This window comes from Arthrobacter sp. AZCC_0090 (genome assembly GCF_014207375.1).
Taxonomy (GTDB): Bacteria; Actinomycetota; Actinomycetes; order Actinomycetales; family Micrococcaceae; genus Arthrobacter.
Window position 1 is genome coordinate 181,841 of the sequence record NZ_JACHEE010000004.1, and the last position, 21,940, is coordinate 203,780.

The window sequence follows — 21,940 nt, forward strand, 5'->3', positions numbered from 1 at the left end:
CGTGAATCCGCGCCAAACCCCGGAGTTAGCGGGCGGGAACGGCGAGCTCGCCCGTGACATACTGTGCGCGACCGAACCCAAAGGACCAGTCATCAGCGGTGTTTTCGACGTAACCCAGGAAGACGTCCTCGCCGGCAACACCAATCTCACCAAGCTCGGCGGCAATGGCGGCGAAGAGGGACTGCTTTGCCTCGCGACTACGGCCACCCTGGGTGAAGATCTGGATCATGATCACGCCGGAACTTCGCTCGAAGCCGAGCCCGGCATCTTGGGCGAAGATCTGGCCTTGGGGGTGTTCGGTGATGATGTGGAAGTAGTCCCGCTCGGGGATGCCGTACTCGGCGAGGATTGCGTCATGGATCCGGCGGCTCAGTTCGGCGAGCCGCTCCGGGGTGCGGCCTTGGTTGACGTCGATGCGAACGAGGGGCATATGCTCTCCTTGAGTAGTTTGTCCTGACATACTAACAAACTCTCTCAGGAGCTCACAAGGGAGGGTTAGTCGCGCCACTCTCTCCTCGGGCGGGGCACCACCGACGCCGGATCACATATCCGGCCTTAAACAACGACGCTCGATCACATGATGTGATCGAGCGTCGTTGAAACGACCGCCAGATGTGAGCGAGCGTCAGCGGGAAACACCCCAAAAGTGAGCGAGCGTGTGTGCTTAAACGACGACGGCGCCTGTCACCTTCACGTGGAAGGTGACAGGCGCCGTCGGGCGTGTTTTGGGGATTACCCCGGAACTAGAGGGCTGCGAAGACCTCACGGAGCAGCTTGGCGGTCTCGGACGGCGTCTTGCCGACCTTCACGCCTGCAGCTTCGAGAGCTTCCTTCTTGGCCTGTGCCGTACCCGCAGAGCCGGAGACGATGGCGCCTGCGTGGCCCATGGTCTTGCCCTCGGGGGCGGTGAAGCCCGCAACGTAGCCGACAACCGGCTTGGTGACGTTGGCCTTGATGAAGTCGGCTGCGCGCTCTTCAGCGTCGCCACCGATTTCGCCGATCATGACGATTGCCTTGGTCTCCGGGTCAGCTTCGAACGCAGCCAAGGCGTCGATGTGGGTGGTACCGATGACGGGGTCGCCACCGATGCCAATGGCCGTGGAGAAGCCGAGGTCGCGCAGTTCGTACATCATCTGGTAGGTCAGGGTACCGGACTTGGAGACCAAGCCGATGGGGCCCTTGCCCGTGATGTTTGCCGGGGTGATGCCAACCAGTGCTTCGCCCGGGGTGATGATGCCGGGGCAGTTCGGCCCGATGATGCGGGTGATCTGCTTGCCGTCAGCGTCCACGGTGGCCTGGGCGAGCGCCCAGAACTCGGCGGAGTCCTGGACCGGCACGCCTTCAGTGATGACAACAACCAGGCCGATGCCTGCTTCGATGGCTTCAACCACGGCGGACTTGGTGAATGCCGGCGGAACGAAGACGATCGAAACGTCGGCACCGGTTTCCGCAATGGCTTCCTTGACGGTGCCGAAGACGGTGATTTCCTTGTCGCCGTGCAGCACCGTGGTGCCTGCCTTGCGGGCGTTGACGCCACCGACGATGTTGGTGCCGGCCTTGAGCATCAGGGCCGTGTGCTTGGTGCCTTCGCCGCCGGTGATGCCCTGGACGATGACCTTGGAGTCCTTGTTCAGATAAATAGACATAATTTAAGTCGCCTTACTTCCCGGTGCTTATTTGGAGTTGGCGAGCTCGGCGGCCTTGTCGGCGCCCTCGTCCATGGTGGCTGCCAGGGTAACCAGCGGGTGGTTGGCCTCGGCCAGGATGCGGCGGCCCTCTTCGACGTTGTTGCCATCGAGACGGACGACCAGCGGCTTGTTGGCGTTGGAACCAAGCTCGGCCAGTGCGCCGACGATGCCCTTTGCCACAGCGTCACACGCGGTGATGCCACCGAAGACGTTCACGAAAACGCTCTTGACCTGCTCGTCGCCAAGGATGACGTCCAAGCCGGCGGCCATGACCTCAGCGGAAGCTCCACCGCCGATGTCCAGGAAGTTGGCCGGCTTCACGTTGCCGTGGTTTTCGCCTGCGTACGCAACGACGTCGAGGGTGGACATGACAAGACCGGCGCCATTGCCGATGATGCCCACTTCGCCGTCCAGCTTCACGTAGTTGAGGTCCTGCGCCTTGGCCTTGGCCTCGAGCGGGTCAGCGGCGTCCTTGTCCTCGAGCTCGGAGTGGTGGACGTGGCGGAAGTCAGCGTTCTCGTCCAGAGAGACCTTGCCATCAAGGGCAACGATGTCGCCGGCGCCGGTCTTGACCAAGGGGTTGACCTCAACCAGGGTTGCGTCTTCCTTCTTGAAGACGTCCCACAGCTTCAGGATGACGGAAGCAACCTTGCCACGCAGTTCCTCGGAGAAACCGGCAGCGGCAACGATTTCGTCAGCCTTGGCCTGGTCGATGCCGACTGCGGGGTCGATGGCAACCTTGGCGAGTGCCTCGGGGCGCTCAACAGCAAGCTGCTCGATTTCCATGCCGCCTTCAACCGAGCACATGGCCAGGTAGTTGCGGTTGGCCCGGTCCAGCAGGACGGAGAAGTAGTATTCCTCAGCAATGTCGGCGCCCTGGGCGATCATGACCTTGTTGACGGTGTGGCCCTTGATGTCCATGCCAAGGATGTTGGTGGCGTGCTCAAGCGCTTCGTCAGCGGACTTTGCGACCTTGACACCGCCAGCCTTGCCACGGCCACCGACCTTTACCTGCGCCTTGACGACGGTCACGCCGCCGATGTTCTCGGCTGCAGCCTTTGCTTCTTCAGGAGTGTGCGCCACGATGCCGGCGAGCACGGGTACACCGTGCGCTTCGAACATATCGCGCGCCTGATATTCAAACAGGTCCACGGTTTAGTGTCCTTCTACGTCGAAGTAGTTTCTGTACAGCCGGAAACCACGGTGACCGCGAAAACCGGCTGCGGATAGGTGCGCATCGAACGGCCGTCAGGCAGCCGGTCACATTGCGCAAGTTCCTCTCGAACTTTAGCCCCCCGGGGAGGCCAGCCGGTTCTACAGTACCCGTTAAGTGAGTAACCACACACTTCTATCGGCCGTAGAAAAACCGCTATATGACGCGGTTTTCCGGACCATCCGGCCCGCGTTGTGTTAGGACGGCCTTGTGTAGGACGGCTGTGGCGAGGACGACGGACCCGGACCCCCGGCGGGCTTTCCGCCGTCGGAAATCAGCTGGTAGTCGGTTCGGCTGACGAAGAATGCCACGCCAGCGGAAACGTTGCCGCAAGCGACGCCGCCGTTGTACGCAGAACAACGCAGGCCGTTACGCTCAATGTTCTGCCCGTCTTCCAAGACGGGCAGCCGCGAAATGGGCCCATTGCGGCTTCCTTTGGGTCCGAATTCGGATTCCATGTGGGTCACCCCGGAACGGCACGCACCGTATACGGCTTTGTCTGGGCGCAGGAGTACCGTTCCGCCAAGGTAACCCAGCCCCGTCCCGCCGCAGTCATCCTTGATGTCCGCCGCCTGCGGCTTGGGGTAGACGGCCAGCTCGCATTGCACCACCGGCACGATCGCGAGCTTATTGTTGGCGTTGTCCGCGTAGGAGTTGGGCTCGTAGGGAAGGTCCAGGTGCTCGCCGCGGGCCGACGTCATGGCGCACACCACGTTGTGATCGGCCGTGACAAACGCCAGCGTTCCATCGGTGGACGCCAGCGTGCTGGGCTGCGAAACGGGTACCTGGCGGAGCTGCTCCAAGGGAGGCAACGGCGCCGGAGGAACATAGTTCGGGTCCTTGGTGGACACGGAGCAAGCCGTTGCCAACAACACCAAACAGGCGGCCAGAATCCCCAAGACAGTCCGTCGCATGGCTCCCATTATGCCCTGCGGGCGGAACTGGCCTTAGGAGTCCAGTTTGGTCAACGGCGCGTAACGCAACAGCAGCCGTTTCTCGCCGACGTCGAACTTCACCTTCGCCACAGTCTTGTCACCGGCGCCCTCGACGCCGATCACGGTGCCGTTGCCGAAACTGGTGTGGTTCACCTTGTCCCCCACCACGACCGCCACCACTTCCTTCTGCGGCTGCACACGATTGCGTACGACGGCGGCCGGCACGTCGGCGTCGAACCCTGCGGTAGCGCTGGCGGCGGCCCCTCGGGAGGTGCCAGCGCCCCAGAAGGACCCGCCGTAACGGTTGGAACCAATGGGCGCGTTTCCCCAGCCGCCCCCTTGGCGGGACATGCCTTCTCGCTTCCACTCGACGAGATCGGTGGGGATCTCCTCAAGGAATTGGCTGGCGGGGTTGTATTGACTCTGGCCCCACATGCTGCGGACTTCCGAGCGGGTCACATACAGGCGCTTCCTTGCACGGGTGAGTCCCACATAGGCCAGGCGGCGTTCTTCCGCCAATTCCTTGGGATCCGTAGCGGAGCGCTGATGCGGGAAGAGCCCGTGTTCCATGCCGGTCAGGAAAACCACGGGGAATTCCAGGCCTTTGGCCGTGTGGAGGGTCATGAGCGTGACCACGCCCATCCGCTTCGCCTCTGCCACCGCGGCGGCTGCGTCCTCGGAGGATCCCTCCGGGGCGTCGGGGATCTGGTCGGCATCGGCCACGAGCGAGACTTGCTCCAGGAACTCGCCCAGCGAGCCTTCGGGGTTGTCTCGCTCGTATTCCCGGACCACGGCCACCAACTCGGCCAGGTTTTCCACCCGCGATTCGTCTTGCGGATCGGTGCTGGCCCGAAGCCCGGCAAGGTAACCGGTCTGTTCGAGGACAGCCTCAAGGGCGGCCGCAGCACCTGAGCCGGTCGCCACCTCCGCCAGGTCATCCAGGAGCTTCACGAAGCCCAGAACCGCGTTCACGGAGCGGGTGGCCATGCCGGGAGCCTGGTCCGCCTTGCGTGCCGCGGACATGAACGACGTACGCTCGCGCTCGGCGAGGGCGGCCACTGCGCCCTCGGCACGATCGCCGATACCGCGCTTGGGTTCGTTGAGGACGCGACGCAAATTGACGTCGTCGTCCGGGTTCACCAGGACGCGAAGGTACGCGAGGGCGTCCTTGATTTCCTTGCGCTCGTAGAAGCGGGTGCCACCCACCACCTTGTACGGAAGGCCCACGCGGACCAGCACGTCTTCAATGGAACGCGACTGTGCGTTGGTGCGATAGAAGATGGCGACATCGCCGGGACGCAGGCCGTCCTCGTCCTGGAGCCGGTCGATTTCCTTGGCGATGAACTGGGCTTCGTCGTGCTCGTTCTCGCCCACGTAGCCGATGATCTTCTCGCCGTCGCCCTCGGCCGTCCAGAGTTTCTTGTCCGGCCGGTTCGGGTTGCGCGAAATGACGGAGTTGGCGGCGCTCAGGATGTTCTGCGTGGAGCGATAGTTCTGCTCCAGCTTGATGGTGCGGGCGTCCGGGTAATCATTCTCGAATTCGACAATGTTGCGGATGTCCGCACCACGGAAGGCGTAGATGGACTGGTCTGAATCGCCGACGACGGTGAGCTCGCTCGCGTGGGGACCTTCACCGACGATTTCGTGGACCAAAGCGTACTGGGCGTGGTTGGTGTCCTGGTATTCGTCCACGAGGACATGCCGGAAACGACGGCGGTAGGACTCTGCGAGCGCCGGGAAGGCCCGGAACATATAGACCGTTTGCGCGATGAGGTCGTCGAAGTCCATGGCGTTGGCCTGGCGCAGCCGCTGGGTGTAGCCCTTGAAGACGTCCGCGACAGCGCTTTCGAACGGCTCGTTATGGTTGGCGGTTGCCGCGAAGGCATCATCGTCGATGAGCTCGTTCTTCAGGGCGGAGATCTTGTGCTGGATGGCCTTCGGCGCGAACCTCTTGGGGTCCAGGTCCAGGTTCTTGGCCACGAGCGTGATCAACCGCAGGGAGTCCGCGGAATCGTAGATGGAGAAGTTGGAGTTCAGCCCCACGTTGGCGGCCTCGCGGCGCAGGATGCGCACGCAGGAGGAGTGGAAGGTGGAGATCCACATGGACTTGGCGCGGCCGCCCACCAAGGCCTCGATGCGTTCCCGCATTTCCGCGGCCGCCTTGTTGGTGAAGGTAATGGCCAGGATCTCGCCGTGATGGGCCCGTCCGGTAGCGATCAAGTAGGCAATGCGGTTTGATAGCACGCGGGTTTTACCCGAACCTGCGCCAGCCACGATCAGCAAAGGGCTGCCGGCATGTTTGACGGCTTCCTCCTGCTGCGGGTTCAGTCCTTGGAGCAAAGCCTCGGCAGAGGGCAAGCCCGAGTGGCCCCGACCGTGCCCACCACTGGATGCGTCGCCGTCGGGAGTCCCGCCCCAGGACGCACCGCTACCGCCACCGGCCGCACCGGGTTCGGCTTGACGCCCAAGCTGCGCGCCGGCGTCGGGCAAGCCTCGCTCGAAGTCCGGCAGGCCACCGCCGGCGCGCGAAAGCATGGCTGGAGCGGCCTTGGTGGCAGCTCCGCTGGCAGCTTTGAAGGGGCCATCTGCGTACGGGTCAAACAACATATCCATGGTGTTTACCAGTCTAGGCGGTGGCTCTGACACTGGATGTCCGGATACCGTTCCCGAGCGCGAAACGCCTGAAGCGTGCCCTGGCGGGGAAGACATTGACGCAAGACCTGCTGATCTTTCGCAATGTCCCGTCAAATAGCAGCTCTGCCGGGGAATAACGAGGTTCGGGTGGCCTCCCCCACTTATGCTTCTTAGAAGCCACAAGTTCACAGGCTTAGGGACACATCCGGGGGAACGGCATGCGCAGAAAACGAGGGATTTGGCGTACGCGCCGGCCCGGGGTGGTGTCGAAATTCGGCACCACCCTGGGATTGTGCATCGCCACGGTGGCAAGTTTGTTCATGGCTGCGACCAACCGGCTCCAGCCTTGGGAATTCGTGGCCTCATACCTCGTCTTGGCCGCGCTCTTCTTTTGCTTTGCACTGATGCTCCACTCGGATGCGTGGCCCCAGCGCGTGGGGATTCTCGTCGGCCTGATCCTGCTCGCTGAACTGTTGGGCTCCTCGGAACAACGCGACGAGCTCAACCCCACTTTCCTCCCCTACAGCCTGGTCCTCGCGGCAAGTTCCGTGCTCGTCTTTTCGATGCGCAAAACCTGGCGCTCGGTGATGTTCACAGCCATGACGTTCTTGCTCGTCCTTGGATACACCGTCCTGTCCGCCTTGGTGATAGGCGTCCGCCCGGCGAGCGCTTTCATTCTGGCAGCGGCGTGGGTTATCACCTTGGCAATGCGGCTTGGCGGACCACGCGCTTTGGCCCAGTACTGGGGCGATTTCGCCGTGCGCCAAGAGTCCGTGGCGGCCCACATCGTCGCACAGAACCGGCGCAGTTCCGCAGCCTGGAACGCGAGGCATCTGCACGACACCGCCTTGCGCACGCTCACCGTGATCGGTCGCCAAGGGGCCGGGGCTTCCTCGAAGGAGCTGAGGGAAATGCTCGACGGCGGCGCCTCCGCAGAAATCGCGGCGCGGCGTGCGTCCCCCTCCCCGGGCACAGCCGGCGCCAGTTTTGCAGCAATGTCGCCGCCCAAGGTGACCGAACCCGGCGACCTCGCCGCTCGACTGCGGCTAATCGCCGAGAAGCGGGCACGGGACGGTTTCAGCGTCGAGATCCATGGGATGACCGGACCACTGACCGCGACTGTCCAGGCTGCCTTGCTGGCGGCCGTGGATGAATGCATCCTGAACGCCGACAGGCACGCTGGCGCAGGGCATGTGGATGTGCTTCTGTCCCGGACTTCGGACCACGTGTCAGTGGTAGTCAGCGACTCCGGTTGTGGATTTGATCCTTCGAAGCTCCCCACCGACAGGTTGGGCGTCAAGGAATCCGTCCTCGCACGGATGCGCGATGCCGGGGGCCGCGCGCGGGTCTTTTCCGCCCCTGGGCGAGGAACCACGATCCTGTTGGAAGCGGTGAACGCATGACGATGCCGGCTATGTCGCGGACCAGCGTGGAGGGACCACTTTTCGTGTCCCGGGAGATTTTGGCGACAGCCTGTTTCGTGCTGTGGATCCTCAACTTCTATCTCGCACTAGGAACCGGCAACAAAGGCGGCGCTGCCCCTTGGCACGTCTTTGCTTCCGGTTTGGACCTTTTAGGGCTCCTCGTCGCCGTGCGCGCATCCGATGCCGGCACCCAGCGGGACCGGCTGACCACTCTTCGTGCCACGTGGCTGGTCCTGATTCTGGGCGCCAGTTGGTGCGCAATGTTGGCTACCACGCCGGACACGGGTCTGGCGCTGATCGGAGCGAACGCGCTCTTCTCCGCGGTCTCTGTTCTTCTTGTCTCCCATCTCTGGAACCTTCGTGGATTCATCGCCCTCACTGTCGCGATTGGAATTATCAGCACAGGCCTCTACACCGTCACTCCTGGCGCCGACCCGCGGGCAGCATGGAACATCCTCTTCCTGTCGCTCCTTCCCGGTTTCGTCGGATCGGTGAGCGTGTTGCTGCGCAGGGACGCTATCCAACGGAAGGGTGCTGGCTGCCTGAGTGAGCGGCTGGACGCTTTGACAGAGGCCATCGACGCCACGACTTCAGTGCGCGAGCTTGAGCTGGCCAGCACCAAGGCGCAGATCGATGAGCTGTTTGCCAAAGTGGCGCAGGCACCGTCCGTGCCCTTGGACCCGGAAGTGGCCCGGGAAGCGCGGGAACTTGCGGGTAATTTGCGCCAGTTATTGATGGAGGAATGGTCCGACAATTGGCTCACAGAAGCATTGGAACTGGAGGGCCTCGGCGGCGGTGCGATTTTTGCCCAGGCCGCTGACATTGTGGAAGAGCTGCCGGAGAGCTCACGCCCGGCCATCCTGGCCGCCACCATGCTGATGACTGCGGGCACCACGTTGCGCGGCACACACCTAGGCGGCATGTACCGGCCAGGCACCGCTCCACGGCCAACGGCGGCACACCGTATCCATTTCTTCGCCGAGAAGTCCGGCCAGGACGGGTTTCGCCTGACATGGCGCATCAGCGGAGTTCACAAGAGCCATCTCTCCCCTTTGTTGTGGACCGAGCTGGCTTCGCTAGGCCGTCCAGCAGTGCGCAATGACCGTGGGGGCTGCAGCATCGTGGTTGAGACGGCAGGGTGGCGACGTTGAGCACTATTGAGTTCGGACCTGTTGAGTTCAGCACTGTTGAGTCGGCCGCGGTACAGTCCGGCTCCGTCCCAGCAACCGAACCGGTTCCGGGCATCCGGGTTCTCATCATCGACCCCCATCGGCTCTTGATCGACTCTTTGTCGCAATGGTTGCTCGTGAACGCTCCCGGGATCACCGTGTTGGCCGGGACCACTGCCTGGCCACTTGGAGGCCAGGTGCCCGGCGGCGCTGGAGCCAGCGCGGATGTCGCCGTCGTCGGTGAACTGCGCGGGGGCGAGCCCGGCAGTATTGCCGATGTTGTGACTTCGCTGCGGGAATCGGGAATGCAGGTGGTCCTTCTGGCGGACCAGCAGCCTGCGATGGCCATCAGTTCAGCCCTCGACGCCGGTGCTCTGGCCATTGTGCCTAAGTCGGCTGATCCCAGCCACACCGCTGCCGCAATCCGCGCCGCGGCAGCCGGCCGCCGATACTTGCACCCGGACGTCGAGGGCATGCTTGAGTCGACTGCCCATACGAGGGTGGAGCTGTCGGCCAGGGAGCGGCGGCTCGTGGAGCTGTACCTTGGACCCATGCCTCGAGGCACAAGGGAAGTCGCGGAACATTTGGGGATCAGCGAGCAGACGGTCAAGTCCCACTTGCATCGGGTCCGCCAGCGCTATGGCGCCGCAGGCTTCAGCGTGGGGAACATCATCAGCCTCCAGGATCAGCTTCGCAAAGACGGCTGGCTTGGCTAACTGACCTGCGGCTGGGGCCGGGAGGTCGACGCAAGGATGCTCACCAGGGCAACCAAGAGCGGAACGCACAATGCCGACATGAACCCGGCCACAATCATCTGGCTGTGGATTCCCGGCTGTCCTTCCATCATCAGGACAACCCAGAATTGCGCCCAGCAGCCGGTGACCATCACCACGGCAAGGCGTCCGATTCCCGAGCTGCGTCGAGCACTCACGGCGAACCCCAGCAGCAAGGTCAAAAAGTGGAGGCCCACCAACGCAACTGGCGCCGCCTTCATGGCCGTGTACAGGCCCAGGACCAGGGGCACGCGGCGTTCTTTGACGCCCGGTCCTTGGCCCGAATCCGCCAGGTACGATCCCGCATAGCTGAATTCGGGCGTGAGCAGAGCGCTGATCCCCCGCTCTCCCAGGCCGATCAGTCGTTCTGGGTGCGTGACAAAAAACGCGGCGACCTTGCCGAGGTTGATCTGTTCCCCAAACTGCGGATAGCGGGGGTTGTACACCGCAGAATTGATGGAGTCCATGCTGCTGCCTGCGGCCGTCAGAAAACTCCGGTCCAGTCCCAGCCACTCCAGATCCTCGGCGGGATCCGGGCTGCTGGGCAGGATCGTCGCGAAGACAGTGTTGTAGAGGTTTACTTCCGTGGCGCGTTTGGGCTGCTCCGCGAGGAACGCCAGGGCAACCGCCGCGATGGCAACCACGGCAGCCGCAGGCACCACGAACGCCCGCCACCGTCGGGGAGCCCGCCCGGGCGGCGCAAGCCCGACGGCAGGTGCCTCTCCGACGGCGGTTGCCGGACCGCCGTCGGGCCCTTCCCGAAGCGACCCTTCCGGAAGCGCACGTTCGGCTTCCGCGCGCCTCCGGGCGCCCACCGGCAGCCAAAGGAGCGCGAAGGCAACCACCGGCAGCCAAGACACCATCTCCGGCTTGGCCCAGACCGTGAACGCGGCTGCAAAGACCACCATCAGCGCCGATGCCCATCGCGGCCCGCGGCCGTTCCAATAGTGCAGCAGGGCCACGGACAGGGCAAGTGTCCCGAGGAATGCAGCTGGCTCGGCGTAGGGCGACACGAAGAAATCCGAGAAGACCCCGTCCGCCATGACCAGAGTGACTAGCGCAGCGATCAGCACGCGAAACAGAGTCCGCCCCGGCAACGCCACCACGAGCCCGGCAACGAGGGCGCCGAAAATAACGCAGCAAACAATCCCCACGGCGCGCGTATCAAGGCCGGATCCCCAACCAAACACCGGCGTGAGCCACTTGCCGAGCCACAAGAGCAGCAATTGCGAGGAATAGACGGGTTCTCCGGATCCAGGGAAACCGCAACCCTCACCGTAGTACTGTTGCGGCACCCAGCCCGGATGGATGAACTGGGCGAAGTCCTGGTAGCCCCACGGCCTGACGTTCCGAAGGCCCAGTGAACAAACGAGCTGATGACCGGATCCTTGGTCAGCCATGCCAACGGGTTCGGGAAGGAACAGGCGGAGGATCATTGCGAGCGCCGCAACTGTGCCGGACAACCCGGCAACTCCGCGAACGCGGGGTGAGCCCAGCTCACCAGGCCCGAACATCCTGGCCAGATAGGCGGCAGCGGAGCGTAGCGCCTCAACAGTCCCGCTCTTCCGGCGGACCGGTTCCGGTGCGAACGTTGTTGCTCGCGCGCGGGTCTCTGAAGCATCCGGCCTGGCTTCAACCATGTTTCTGCCCTCCTGCCGGCGCGAGCGTGCCGGTGATGGTGCTTGGACTGGACTGGGACTGCAAGGGCCCGACGGCGCACCGGACCGTGTACGCGTTGCCCACCGTCCGGATGACCGGACGCAGCACGATTCCGGCGGGCAGTACGTCCGCGCCGAGGAACTGCAAGGCATACGGCAGGCAACGCGCGTTTCGCGCGGCCGGTGTGGTCATGCTGCCATCGAGGTTGAACCACGCGCTGATGTCTTCGCCGGTGTGGGGCTCCGTGCAGGGAACATCGACGCCGTCGTCGCTCAACCCGCTGCCCACGGGTTCCTGCCGATAGCACAGGCGCAATGTGGCCGAGTCAGGGCCAGCCATAACGCCCCTCAAATCCAGGGTGGTGGCGAGCGGGGTGCCGTCTTTCGCGGCCACGAGCACGTCGCAGCGCACCGCCCGAGCGCCGCGCTCCCAGTCGTCGCGGCTCGGGGCGTACGCGGCGATGACCAGGCCCGTTGTACCGTCGCGTTCACCGGCGGCCAAGTACTTCCGGAGCGAGGCAACATCGCACAGCCGGGCGGTGACCGTCTTAAGCTCTTGTTGTCCGGGCCGTGTTCCCCGTCCAGCCAAGGGAGTCGGAACCTGCGTGATCTTGAATGTCTGGGCCGTGTGCGCATCCCCACAGGCAACAGGCGGGCTGGGTTCGCTGACGGCGTCAAACTGTTCCGGGGACACAATCAGGTGGCAGTCGCCCACCGCGGGGTTCCCGGTCGATGCTCCGGGCAGGGTCTGGTTGCATCCGCTGAGGACCCCGGCAAGCAGTAACGCTGCTACCGAAAACCTTCCCCATCCCGCTAAGCTACGCGGCACGCCGCCCCCGGCTGGTCTTGCCTGCGCGGACCAGGACGAGGATGGCCGCCACAAACCCGATGATCACCACAAACGAACCGAAGAAATGGTGCATGATGCTGAACCCTTGCTCGCCCCACGCCTGCTGCGCGCCGGCAATCATGAAATACCTCAAGGCGTTGCTGAAAACCACAATCAGCAACGACGCAAAGGCAGCACGGGCCAATCGTGGCACCGCGATGCGGCCCATGAGGAACAAGACGCCAGACAAGGCCAGGATGGGAGCTATCAGGACCGAGCTGGAACACAATCCCGTCACCATCAGGGCGAACGGGTGACCGCCGCCGATGTTGTGGAAGATGATGTCGCGAACGCTGTAGGACGAGCCGCCGAGCGCCCGGTCGAACACCCAGGCCATGGCCCACGCTTCGAAACTACGGATGTGCTCTTGTTGCAACATGGCCAGGACGGCCGCCGCCAAACACGCCACGCCCGGGAGGAGACCGCCCTGGCCCGTCTGGAGCCTTGCGGAACGTGGTCCCTGCGGGATCCCCGCGGAGTAATCGGCACTCGTGGACACTAGGCTTCCTTCGCTAGCAACTGGGCGTCATTCTCATTGTTGCGGCGGGTTTTTGCCCAGCCGTGCCGTCCGGTGACCAAGCGATATGTTGCCCTCAACACGGATACGTAGTTTTGGTACATGTAGAGCCAATAGCCCACTCCCCAGAGGATTCCCACTGCCCAGTTCCTGTCCGGGGCTGCCTGCAGGCGGTAGACGGGACCCCACAGGGCGAAAGGCGCAATGCCCGTGACGACGATGAGCGGGATAATGAACCAGGACGCGGCCAGCCAAGCCTGGAAGCCGCCCATCGTGAGGGAGCCTTGGGCCACCATGCTGACGAACAGAGTGGGCCACAAGACCAGGCCCAACATCTGAATGAACGGTTGGACCAGGAAATAGCTCGACTCGATGGCCCCGATGTTGCTGAAGTATGGAGAATCGAAAATCCGCCCGAGATAGCTGCTGCACTGCATCCCTCCGTGGCACCAACGGGTCCTCTGCGTCACCAGACGGCGTAGCCCAGGGAGCGCTTCCTGGGCCACATGCGTGTCATGCATGTACACGGTTTTGTAGCCGCTCAGCATCACGTGTATCGCCAGCTCGTAATCTTCCAGGAGGGCACCGTGCCACGGCTGCCCGGAAGTCCTGGCAATCGTGTCGAGGGCCGAAAGCCGGGTGAACTGGCCATTCCCACCCAGGCCAACCGTCAGGGTGTGGCGGCGGAGGGACTGCATAGCGGCGATGGTGGTGCGGAACTCCATGTCCTGCATGAGGATGAGGTACCGGGCGAATCCCTGCTTCACGCGAGCCAATCCGGTGGCCGTCTTCAGTGACGGGTCATCCACGTTGGACATCCACACGGCGGTCTGCGCGGCTCCCACTTCAGGATCACCGAAAGCGAGTGGTCCTGCCGCCTGCCGGAACGCATTCCCCGCCATCAGCCCGTCGGCGTCGAGCACCAGGACGATCACCGAGGCGCGGTCGGTTTCGGATGGCAGCCACGAGTCGAGGGCCCGATATGCGGTGTTCAGTGCATCGCCTTTGCCGGTGCGGGCCATGGGCCGGAAGCGGCGCGCCAGATGGATCAACGGATCCGCCTCCGATGCATCCTGCACGATCCGGGCCGTGTTGTCGTCGCTCGCGTCGTCCACTACCCAGACGTGGGCCTCGGGAAATTGTCCCCTGAGCTTCTCAAGGGTGTGTCCGATGACCGTTTCCTCGTCCCGGCACGGAATGAACACGTGCCAGGCGAAGCTGCCCGGTGCGCCCTCCGGATCCGGCTTGCGGCGTAGGAACGGAACCAGGATCACGCTGATGTAGGCGAGGAAAACCACCAACAGCACGAACGCCAAAGCTTGCGCGGACTCGAGTACTGACATATCTCCCCGATGGTGCTTTGCGGCTGTTTGGGCCGTTTCAAGAAATGGTGAAGCGGGGCGGCCCCTGGTGTGGGGCCGCCCCGCGTTTGCCGTACTAGGAGTGCTTGCGGCCGGCAGACCGTTGTGCGGTCTTGAGCCTGCTGTTGCGCAGGATCACGAAACCGGTCACCAGCAACGCGACGCCCAGAAGGATGGCCCAGCCGAGGACCGGTGCACCGGTGAGGGCCAACGTTCCGCCGCCTGCCACCGCTCCCCCTGTCGTCAAGCTATTTCCGTACATGTGGGAAGTCCCTTCCGTTGTTCTTGGCTGATGCTGCAGATGCAATCAGGCAGCCACAACGGCGGTCCGACGGCGTGCACGGAAGAACAGCCAGGCAAAGAGCGCGAGCAGTGCCGCAGCACCGCTGATGGCCAGGGTGTCCTTGTTGACCACCGGGATGGCTGCTGCATCCAGGTTCGGACCGACGACGGCGTTGGCCAGGTTGACCGTGGCGATGTTGCCGCCAGCCACGCCTACCTGCAGGGCGCGCTGCGTGAAGACGCCTCCGTTGCTTTCCTTGATGTTGACCTTTGCCGAGACCAAGGCGGTCAAGGCGTTGGACAGCGGGGTGACGATGGTTCCGGACACTCCCGAGACCACGCCGTTCAGGGCGGTAGTCAGGACAGCCAGTGCGGGGCCGGCAGTAATCTGCGCGATCGGTCCAAGAGCGTTGACTGCAGTGGTCGCGCTAGCCAGCGTGGAGTTGACCAGGCTGGTGATCTTGTTGGCAACAGCCTGCGGCAGGAACGAAATGAGGTCCGTTCCAGGGGGTAGCGCGTTCAGGTTCGGCACACCCGCAACAGCCAGGAGGTCTGCCTCGGTGATGGAGATGGTGCCGCCTGCAAGCGGGTTCGCGACGGTGACGCCCAAGGGAGTCAGAACGAGGTTGGCGGTGCTAATGGCGGTACCAACCGTGCCGGCAACTCCGCCAATGACCGTTCCGCCCAGATCCGCGGAAACACCCGCGATTGCTGATTCGCCGACAGCGGCCGAGCCCTGGTCCTTCTTGGCTGCGGCGGCCAGCGTGGTGATCTTGAGATCGACATTGACGAGGTCCGCACCACCAAGGATGTTAGCGGTGCCTAGTTTGACCTCGGCGGCAGGGATTCCGGTGGTTCCCGACGTCGGCAAGCCGCCAGGCAGGGAGACGAGTCCGGGTGCTCCGGAGACGGTGCCGGAGAACGCCGCCGAGGATCCGTCGTTGACGGCCTTGCCGTACTGGCTGACGGCCCCTACGGTGATGACGCCGTTGTTCTGCAACAGCGGAACATTGCCCGAACCGACGTTCACGACGCCGAAGACGGAGGAAAGATCCAGCGGTGTGCTGTTTTCAATGACCGCCGGGCCGGACGGGGGTGTGCCAATCTGCTGGGCCGTTGCTGCCCCATTTGATGCCAGGCTGGCAAAGTTCGGCATCGCGAGGACGCTGCCGTCGATGATCTGTCCACTGCCTGAGGAAATAACGTCGGTCGGTGCTGCGGTAGCTGCGGGTGCCGCCACCAAGCCGAGAGCCAGCGCTGTGACGGCGCTGACGCCCACCGCGGCAGACCATGTTTTGTGTCTGGTATTCAAGTATTGCCCCCTTGTGAGAGTCGCAGGCACGCGAGGAGTGCTGCAACTGAAACCTGGGAGGACAATTTCCCCCCAACGTGAAAGTTAACAAGGCCCGTGGCAAGCGCCCGCGGAAGGTACCCGAATGGGTTAAGCCACGAAGTCAGGGCGTCGCTGGCCCATCCCCAGCATGGAGTCGATGGCCGTCACTGCGCGGTCGGCCGCCCCGCCGTCGATTTCGGGCAGGACAGCCTCCCGGACAGCCGGATTCCGGTGCAGGGGAAGGACGATCTCCACTGCCGTCCGGAGATTAGCAGCCGTCCGCCGCGCCGCGCGGGGTACTCCCTAATAGGGTCAATCCACCCGAGTGGACATGCCCCCTCCTCGCTTGAACCACTGGACATAACAGCACTATGTCCAGTCCTCACACCAAGGACAGCGCATGCTCAGAGAAACCGCGGCACTATGTCCACCCCTCACACCATGGACAGCGCATGCTCAGGCAAGCCCAACGCGGAATGACCACCGCAACCCGAACTCCGCACCTCCCCCAAGGGACATGCCCCCTCCTCGCTTGAACCACTGGACATATCAGCACTATGTCCACCCCTCGCACCAAGGAGAGCGCATGCTCAGAGAAACCGCGGCACTATGTCCACCCCTCACACCAAGGAGAGCGCATGCTCAGAGAAACCGCGGCACTATGTCCACCCCTCACACCAAGGACAGCGCATGCTCAGGCGAATTGCGGCACCGAGGTGAGCGCCGCGCGCAACTCGCGGACCGCCGTCGGGCCTCCCGCAATGAACCAATCCAGTCCGTTGACGCGCACGACGCCGGTGTCCCCGCCCGCCGCGCGGACAATCGCCTTTCCGGGGAGCCAGTCCCACTCGGGGCAGCTGTGTTGGAACCAGCAGCCCAGCTCACCGTCGGCCACCCTGCCGAGATCGCAGGAGCCGGATCCGAACATGCGCAGCGAGGCCGCGGACACCGCGGCGGCGTGCCAGGGCATGGCCGCGCGAGGATCGGCCAGCCAGGTGGGGTGGATGTAGGTGGCGGCGCCGAGTTCGCTCAGGGCCGCACCCGATGGTCCGGAGATCCGCTCATCGTTGAGCGTCGCGGGGTGGCCTTCCCCGCCGATCCAGAGCTTGTCCAGTTCCGGCTGGTAGATGGCGCCGAGGATGACGTCGGGATCGGAGACGACGCCGTGCGGTGCCAGCTGCTCGTGCTTCAAGGCGATTGCCGAGCACCAGTATGTAGAGCCGTGCAGGAAATTGTAGGTACCGTCCACGGGGTCGATCACCCAGGTACGCCCGCTGCTTCCTACCACCGAGCTTCCTTCTTCGCCAAGGATGCCGTCCGCCGGGCGGCAGCGGCGCAGCTGCTCAAGGACATAGGCCTCCGCCGCGTGGTCCGCCGCGGTCACCACGTCCGAAACTGAGGTCTTGCGTTCCCCCTGCAACCCACCCATCCGCATCAGCAGGGCAAGTTGCCCGGCCTCCCGGACCAGGGCGGCAGCCAGTTCGTAGTCGTCGAGCGAAGGATCAAGTTCTGTGGCGGAGTGCCTGCCAGTGGTCATGGGTCCAGCTTATGTGGCGGGATAATGATTCATATGGCCAAGACCCCAGCCCAACGCATCAAGAAGCACGGCGCGAATGCTGCCGTCCCGCAGCACCACCTGCCGTCGGTGGTCAATCCGACCACCCAGCGATCTCCCGAGAAGGCGCAAAGCAATGCAAAACTCGTGGTGATCGCCGGCATTGTGGCCAGCCTTTTCCTGTTCTGGTACGTGCATCTCCTGACCCTGAACCAGATGACCCAGTTGTCCGGCGGCATGGCCATGCCCGATTCCCTCATTGGCGGATTTTCCACGGACTACGTCCAACAACTCCACGGCGCCATGACTGATGATGCCCGCGGACAACTCAGCTACATCCACAAGACCGCCGGAACCCTGTTTCCCCTGATCTTCGGCTTCACGTGGCTCCTGCTGATCGGCACCAATGTTGCGGGCAAGGCACTGCGCTGGGTTCTGTGGGCCCCTCCCCTGCTGTTCGCAGTGGTCCGTTTGTGGGGCAACGTCGCGGTCGACGCCGCGTTGGGAGCCGCAGAGCCCGACGCCGGACAGGTGGCTTTGGCGTCCACGCTCACCGTCTTGGGCTGGGTGCTTTTCCTGTTGAGCCTTGTGGTTGGCGGCGCGGCTGTGTTTATGGGGCGTCGGCGTTCAAAGAGCGCCTGACGAGCTTCCGCTCCTGAGGCGGGGGAAGGCCCAGGCTCGCCGGGAAAGAAGACGCGCCGCAACGAAGGGACCCGCGGTCAGGGACGCTATTCCGGTTCTGGCTGGGTTCCCGGAGCGAGCATCTCCCGCGCTTGGAGCGCACGCTGGTGGGCGCCGGCTTTGTCGAAGCGGTCAGCCGCTTCGAGCAGGCTTTCCTTTGCCGACTGATTGCTTCCAGTATCGGCTTGGGCACGCGCCATCAAGAGGAATATTTCGCCTGCGATCTGGGGAGGCAACTGATCAGCCCGGCCCTTGATTTCGTCCAGCAGTTCAAGTGCCGCCCCGGCGTCTCCTGCCAGATAATTCCAATGCGCGCGGTTGAGCCGAAGTAGGAGGATATCCTCTTCGCTGCCTCCCACCACGTCCGTGGCAAGCTCGGCCCTCTCTATGCACCGCAGGGTGGCGGCATCTGCTACTTCAGCGGCCAGCCTCATCGCGGCCGACGCCTTATTGAATTTGGCCCAGACATCGAGGTTCCGGGAAGGGGAGAAGGTTTCCGCGGCGAGCTCGTGATAGTGAAGCCCCTCATCCACCTTGTCGCAAAGGAAAGCCACATTGCCGATGACCCAGTAGGCTTTGCCAGCGAGTTGGTCATCCATTTCATCAGAGATTCTTTCCGAGAGGGACAGGCACTCCTCCCATGCCTCCTCCAGCTTGCCGGACTCGGCAAACGCGGCGATCAGGGCCTGCCGGGCATGGACGTCGATTTCCATGTCCGCATCATCATCGACCAATCCGACTGCCGATGCCGCGGCCTCGATGGCCATCTCCAGGAGCCCTTCACCGCGGAGGGAATTCGCCATCAAGATGAGTGCCTGAGCCCGGTATTGGGGTGAAGCCGCAGCCAACGATGCCTCGGAAAGGGATTTCGCCAGGGCCGTGGCCTCAGCGAAATCACCGGCGTCGAGAAGGTTCTCCGCCTGAAGGAAAGTCATGTTCCACCACCCCGTGGAATCACCCTCATCACGGGCAATATCAGCGGCCGAGCGTGCACCATCGGCGGCCTTGGTGAAGTCATGGCTGGCCCGGTGCCCCCTTGCCTGCAGTTCCGCGGCGGCGTACGACGGGGCAACCTTCTTTTCTCCCATAGCTCCATTATGTCTCTGAGACACTCCGCCGATGATTCAGGCGAGCGTTTAGCATGTTTCTGCACCGTGTGGACGAACTGATGACACGGCGTGTCGTTGCTCTTTATAATGAGCATGCTTCACTTCGTTCACTCCAGTCGCATCAGTCACTCTTATCAGGAGCTTCCGCATGAAAAGAACCATCGCCGCTCTCCTCGCGGCCGCAGCAATCTTGTTTGCCGGAATTTCCGGCTCAGCAGCCGTTTCCGCCAGCAGCGAGCGTCCCTCGCAGGACTCGTCCGTAGCCACCGGCTGGTGGCCGAACTTCGCCCAGGACGCGGCTCAGGCTACCGGCTGGTGGCCGAACTTCGCCCAGGACGCGGCTCAGGCTACGGGCTGGTGGCCGAACTCCACCACCCAGGGTTCGGCTGAAGCCACCGGTTGGTGGCCAAACTCCACCACGACTTCCACCACCAACTAGCAATACGTGAAGGGCACCGGACCGAGGTCCGGTGCCCTTCACACATCCTCAACGGGGCCTCAGGCGCCGCGCAGCAGTTTCGCGAATTTCTCCGGCGGCATGGGTCGTCCGAAGTAGTACCCCTGACCACTCGCGCAACCCAAGCGGGAGAGCTCAGCCGCTTGCTCTGCTGTTTCGATGCCTTCCGCGACGGCCTGCATTCCGCACGCATGGATGAGCTGAAGAACCGCCGCCACAAAGTCCCGTTCTTTGTCGTCCGTACCCAGTCCTTGGATCAGGGACCGGTCAATCTTGACCACGTTGACGGGGAGGTTGCGTAGATAGCTGATGGACGAATAGCCTGTGCCGAAATCGTCGATCTCCAAGCGGATTCCCAAGCGCCGGAGGCCTGTCAGCGAGTATTTGTCGATGTCGCTGCCATTCACCGCCATCGACTCCGTGAGTTCGATAACAAGGCTGGATGCTTCCACTCCGGTTTCGGCGAGCACTTCCCGCACATGCTCAATCAATTCCAGGCTTTGAAGTTCGGTGGTCGAAATGTTGACCCGCATGCTGAAGTCGTCGTCCACGCCCGGGCCATCCTGCCACTCGCGCAGTTGCCACATCGCTTGGCGAAGAACCCAATAGCCGAGATCGATGATGATGCCCGTTTCCTCGGCCAACGGTATGAACGCATCCGGCATCAGCAATCCCCTGTCGGGGTGGTTCCACCGCACCAGCGCCTCGGCGCCTTCAATCCTGCCCGAGCTCAATTCAACAACAGGCTGGAAGTGGAGGACCAACTGATCTGTCCGGATCGCTTCACGCAGCTCCGAGATCATGAGGCCTTGGAGTCGGCGTGCATACAACAATGCCGGCTCGAAGACCCTGACAGTGCTTCGCTGTTCGGCTTTTGCCGCATACATGGCCGTATCGGCTTCCATCACGAGGTCGTCCACTGACTGCCCTGGTTCGCCAACCGTGAGCCCGATGCTGGTTCCGCAGATGATTCGAACTTCACCGATCTCGATGCTCTCGCCCACCGCCCGGAGGATCCGTTTGGCCACTCCGCGCGCGTGCGCCGCATTGGATTTGGGCAGCATGACGGCAAACTCATCCCCGCCCAACCTGGCCACCGTGTCGCCGTCGCGGACTGCGGCAAGCAAGCGTTTGGCGGTGACCTGCAGGACAGTATCGCCAGCCCCGTGTCCCAGGGTGTCGTTGATCCCCTTGAACGAATTCAGGTCCAAAACGAGCAGCGCGGGGGGAAGTTCTCCGCGCTCCGCCTCCAGGAGTTCGTGGCTCAGGGCCCGGTTGAGCGCAGTGCGGTTGGCCAACTGTGTCAGGGGATCGGTGAGTGCCATCCGTTCAAGTTCGATTTGGGCCTCGCGCAGCATGGCGGTGCGGCTTTCGACCCGCTCCTCGAGCTCCTGGTAGATGGCCTGGAGATCGTCCGCCATGAGATTGATACCGGTGATGACGGCGGCCACTTCGTCTCGCGGGCCAGAGACTGGAATCCGCGTGCTGAGGTCGCCGTCCGCAATCCGGACCACCCCTTCAACCAGGGCGAGGAGTCGTGGATCCTGGGGCTCATGATCCACGGTGGTGCTCTCTCAACCAGTCGCGGGCTTCTGCCTCGGAGGTGAAGAACCGGGCCGGAACCGAGTCCGACTTTGCGCGCAGGAGGTAATGCGCGATCACCCGATCCACGGGGCTCTCCCCCAGCAAGGCACATGCCGAAACAACCGTGGAATTCGTGTAGGCGAGGCGCGCGTCGTTCGTCACTGACAGGACTCCGGTCACTGTCAGCAACAGCGGCACCCTTCGTCCTTCCGCAAAAGCGCGGACAGCGGCTGCGCAGCCCGCGCTTCAGGCGAGCGGACCACCGTGTTGGGCGGCAGGATGACCTCAACGATGCCGTCGTCCGACAAGTCGACGGCGATCCGTTCCGCAGCGGCGAAGACCACTTCCGCAGCGGCGTGCAGGGCGTCATCAGGAAGCCGGGATTCCTGGGCGGGCAGTGTCTGGGCGCTCATCGCTATGTGGCCTGCCGCCGTCGGGCGATCGGCCCACGAACGTCCCGAAAGGCACAAACCGAGAGGTAGGACGTTGCCTTTATGCGGAATATGAAGCCTGCGTGTCCCGGACGACGCAGAACAAGCTGATGAGTCATGGGTCCTATGTTCTGCTGTGTCGATCAATCTAGTCGGCGCCAAGACTGCGTGGAACCCTCAGCCCGGCGCCATTCCGGTGAGTGCACTCATGATACACAGACTGCCCGCTCACAGACATGAGGGTACC

22 protein-coding genes are annotated in these 21,940 nt (G+C 63.4%); 5 read left to right on the forward strand and 17 right to left on the reverse strand.

Annotation, left to right across the window (positions count from 1 at the left end; translation table 11 throughout):
* Nucleotides 1–25: 25 nt before the first annotated feature.
* From HNP00_RS08130 to pcrA, 5 genes are all read right to left on the reverse strand, one after another.
* Nucleotides 26–430 carry a tautomerase family protein gene (locus tag HNP00_RS08130; protein WP_184737775.1) on the reverse strand — a complete coding sequence of 135 codons (405 nt, stop codon included), beginning with the start codon at nucleotides 428–430 and terminating at the stop codon, nucleotides 26–28.
* A 313-nt stretch (nucleotides 431–743) separates the two neighbouring features.
* Nucleotides 744–1,646, reverse strand: a complete 903-nt coding sequence (sucD, locus tag HNP00_RS08135; protein WP_184737777.1) for a succinate--CoA ligase subunit alpha — start codon at nucleotides 1,644–1,646, stop codon at nucleotides 744–746.
* A 27-nt stretch (nucleotides 1,647–1,673) separates the two neighbouring features.
* The gene (gene sucC / locus HNP00_RS08140; protein ID WP_184737779.1) at nucleotides 1,674–2,840 is read right to left on the reverse strand and encodes an ADP-forming succinate--CoA ligase subunit beta; all 1,167 of its coding nucleotides are present in this window, start codon (nucleotides 2,838–2,840) and stop codon (nucleotides 1,674–1,676) included.
* 258 nt (nucleotides 2,841–3,098) lie between these two features.
* Nucleotides 3,099–3,824 carry a hypothetical protein gene (locus HNP00_RS08145; RefSeq protein WP_184737781.1) on the reverse strand — a complete coding sequence of 242 codons (726 nt, stop codon included), beginning with the start codon at nucleotides 3,822–3,824 and terminating at the stop codon, nucleotides 3,099–3,101.
* Nucleotides 3,825–3,848: 24 nt separating this feature from the next.
* The gene (gene pcrA / locus HNP00_RS08150) at nucleotides 3,849–6,449 is read right to left on the reverse strand and encodes a DNA helicase PcrA (RefSeq protein WP_184737783.1); all 2,601 of its coding nucleotides are present in this window, start codon (nucleotides 6,447–6,449) and stop codon (nucleotides 3,849–3,851) included.
* 341 nt (nucleotides 6,450–6,790) lie between these two features.
* On the opposite strand from pcrA, the gene HNP00_RS08155 reads away from it, so the two are divergent.
* Genes HNP00_RS08155 through HNP00_RS08165 form a run of 3 tightly spaced genes read left to right on the forward strand, consistent with a single transcriptional unit; the run spans nucleotide 6,791 to nucleotide 9,779 of the window.
* Complete coding sequence (locus tag HNP00_RS08155) at nucleotides 6,791–7,873, forward strand: sensor histidine kinase (RefSeq protein ID WP_221451321.1); 1,083 nt, start codon at nucleotides 6,791–6,793, stop codon at nucleotides 7,871–7,873.
* An 11-nt stretch (nucleotides 7,874–7,884) separates the two neighbouring features.
* A complete protein-coding gene (locus tag HNP00_RS08160; protein ID WP_184737787.1) occupies nucleotides 7,885–9,045 on the forward strand; it encodes a hypothetical protein in 1,161 nt (386 codons plus the stop codon).
* Nucleotides 9,042–9,779: a sigma-70 family RNA polymerase sigma factor gene (locus HNP00_RS08165; protein WP_184737789.1), complete on the forward strand. Its 738-nt coding sequence runs from the start codon at nucleotides 9,042–9,044 to the stop codon at nucleotides 9,777–9,779. Before HNP00_RS08160 ends, HNP00_RS08165 begins: the two co-directional genes overlap by 4 nt.
* Here HNP00_RS08165 and HNP00_RS08170 read toward each other — a convergent pair.
* The 8 genes from HNP00_RS08170 to HNP00_RS08205 form a co-directional block, all read right to left on the reverse strand.
* On the reverse strand, nucleotides 9,776–11,476 hold the full coding sequence (locus HNP00_RS08170; RefSeq protein ID WP_184737791.1) for a hypothetical protein: 1,701 nt from the start codon (nucleotides 11,474–11,476) through the stop codon (nucleotides 9,776–9,778). The genes HNP00_RS08165 and HNP00_RS08170 overlap by 4 nt on opposite strands.
* Nucleotides 11,469–12,323, reverse strand: a complete 855-nt coding sequence (locus tag HNP00_RS08175; RefSeq protein ID WP_184737793.1) for a septum formation family protein — start codon at nucleotides 12,321–12,323, stop codon at nucleotides 11,469–11,471. The genes HNP00_RS08170 and HNP00_RS08175 overlap by 8 nt, the downstream gene beginning before the upstream one ends.
* Complete coding sequence (gene xrtS, locus HNP00_RS08180) at nucleotides 12,313–12,882, reverse strand: exosortase S (RefSeq protein WP_184737795.1); 570 nt, start codon at nucleotides 12,880–12,882, stop codon at nucleotides 12,313–12,315. The genes HNP00_RS08175 and xrtS overlap by 11 nt, the downstream gene beginning before the upstream one ends.
* A complete protein-coding gene (locus HNP00_RS08185) occupies nucleotides 12,882–14,243 on the reverse strand; it encodes a glycosyltransferase family 2 protein (RefSeq protein ID WP_184737797.1) in 1,362 nt (453 codons plus the stop codon). Before HNP00_RS08185 ends, xrtS begins: the two co-directional genes overlap by 1 nt.
* Before the next feature lie 94 nt (nucleotides 14,244–14,337).
* The gene (locus HNP00_RS08190) at nucleotides 14,338–14,523 is read right to left on the reverse strand and encodes a hypothetical protein (RefSeq protein ID WP_184737799.1); all 186 of its coding nucleotides are present in this window, start codon (nucleotides 14,521–14,523) and stop codon (nucleotides 14,338–14,340) included.
* Nucleotides 14,524–14,568: 45 nt separating this feature from the next.
* Complete coding sequence (locus HNP00_RS08195) at nucleotides 14,569–15,855, reverse strand: choice-of-anchor G family protein (protein ID WP_184737801.1); 1,287 nt, start codon at nucleotides 15,853–15,855, stop codon at nucleotides 14,569–14,571.
* A 129-nt stretch (nucleotides 15,856–15,984) separates the two neighbouring features.
* Complete coding sequence (locus tag HNP00_RS08200; RefSeq protein WP_184737803.1) at nucleotides 15,985–16,131, reverse strand: hypothetical protein; 147 nt, start codon at nucleotides 16,129–16,131, stop codon at nucleotides 15,985–15,987.
* 439 nt (nucleotides 16,132–16,570) lie between these two features.
* The gene (locus HNP00_RS08205; RefSeq protein WP_184737805.1) at nucleotides 16,571–17,413 is read right to left on the reverse strand and encodes an inositol monophosphatase; all 843 of its coding nucleotides are present in this window, start codon (nucleotides 17,411–17,413) and stop codon (nucleotides 16,571–16,573) included.
* Between the two features lie 33 nt (nucleotides 17,414–17,446).
* Between HNP00_RS08205 and HNP00_RS08210 the strand changes: the two genes are divergently transcribed.
* On the forward strand, nucleotides 17,447–18,073 hold the full coding sequence (locus HNP00_RS08210) for a hypothetical protein (protein ID WP_184737807.1): 627 nt from the start codon (nucleotides 17,447–17,449) through the stop codon (nucleotides 18,071–18,073).
* Nucleotides 18,074–18,159: 86 nt separating this feature from the next.
* Here the strand turns inward: HNP00_RS08210 and HNP00_RS08215 are convergent, their stop codons facing one another.
* Nucleotides 18,160–19,200 (reverse strand): hypothetical protein, encoded by a 1,041-nt coding sequence (locus HNP00_RS08215; RefSeq protein ID WP_184737809.1) that lies wholly within the window; start codon nucleotides 19,198–19,200, stop codon nucleotides 18,160–18,162.
* A 169-nt stretch (nucleotides 19,201–19,369) separates the two neighbouring features.
* Here HNP00_RS08215 and HNP00_RS08220 point away from each other — a divergent pair, with 169 nt between their 5' ends.
* Nucleotides 19,370–19,660 carry a hypothetical protein gene (locus HNP00_RS08220; protein ID WP_184737811.1) on the forward strand — a complete coding sequence of 97 codons (291 nt, stop codon included), beginning with the start codon at nucleotides 19,370–19,372 and terminating at the stop codon, nucleotides 19,658–19,660.
* A 59-nt stretch (nucleotides 19,661–19,719) separates the two neighbouring features.
* Here HNP00_RS08220 and HNP00_RS08225 read toward each other — a convergent pair whose 3' ends face one another.
* From HNP00_RS08225 to HNP00_RS08235, 3 genes are read right to left on the reverse strand one after another with little or no spacing between them, the layout of a single operon-like run.
* Complete coding sequence (locus tag HNP00_RS08225) at nucleotides 19,720–21,240, reverse strand: EAL domain-containing protein (protein WP_184737813.1); 1,521 nt, start codon at nucleotides 21,238–21,240, stop codon at nucleotides 19,720–19,722.
* Nucleotides 21,230–21,460, reverse strand: coding sequence for an STAS/SEC14 domain-containing protein (locus HNP00_RS08230; protein ID WP_184737815.1), 231 nt, complete (start codon nucleotides 21,458–21,460; stop codon nucleotides 21,230–21,232). The genes HNP00_RS08225 and HNP00_RS08230 overlap by 11 nt, the downstream gene beginning before the upstream one ends.
* Complete coding sequence (locus tag HNP00_RS08235) at nucleotides 21,445–21,675, reverse strand: hypothetical protein (RefSeq protein ID WP_184737817.1); 231 nt, start codon at nucleotides 21,673–21,675, stop codon at nucleotides 21,445–21,447. Before HNP00_RS08235 ends, HNP00_RS08230 begins: the two co-directional genes overlap by 16 nt.
* Nucleotides 21,676–21,940 lie beyond the last annotated feature (265 nt).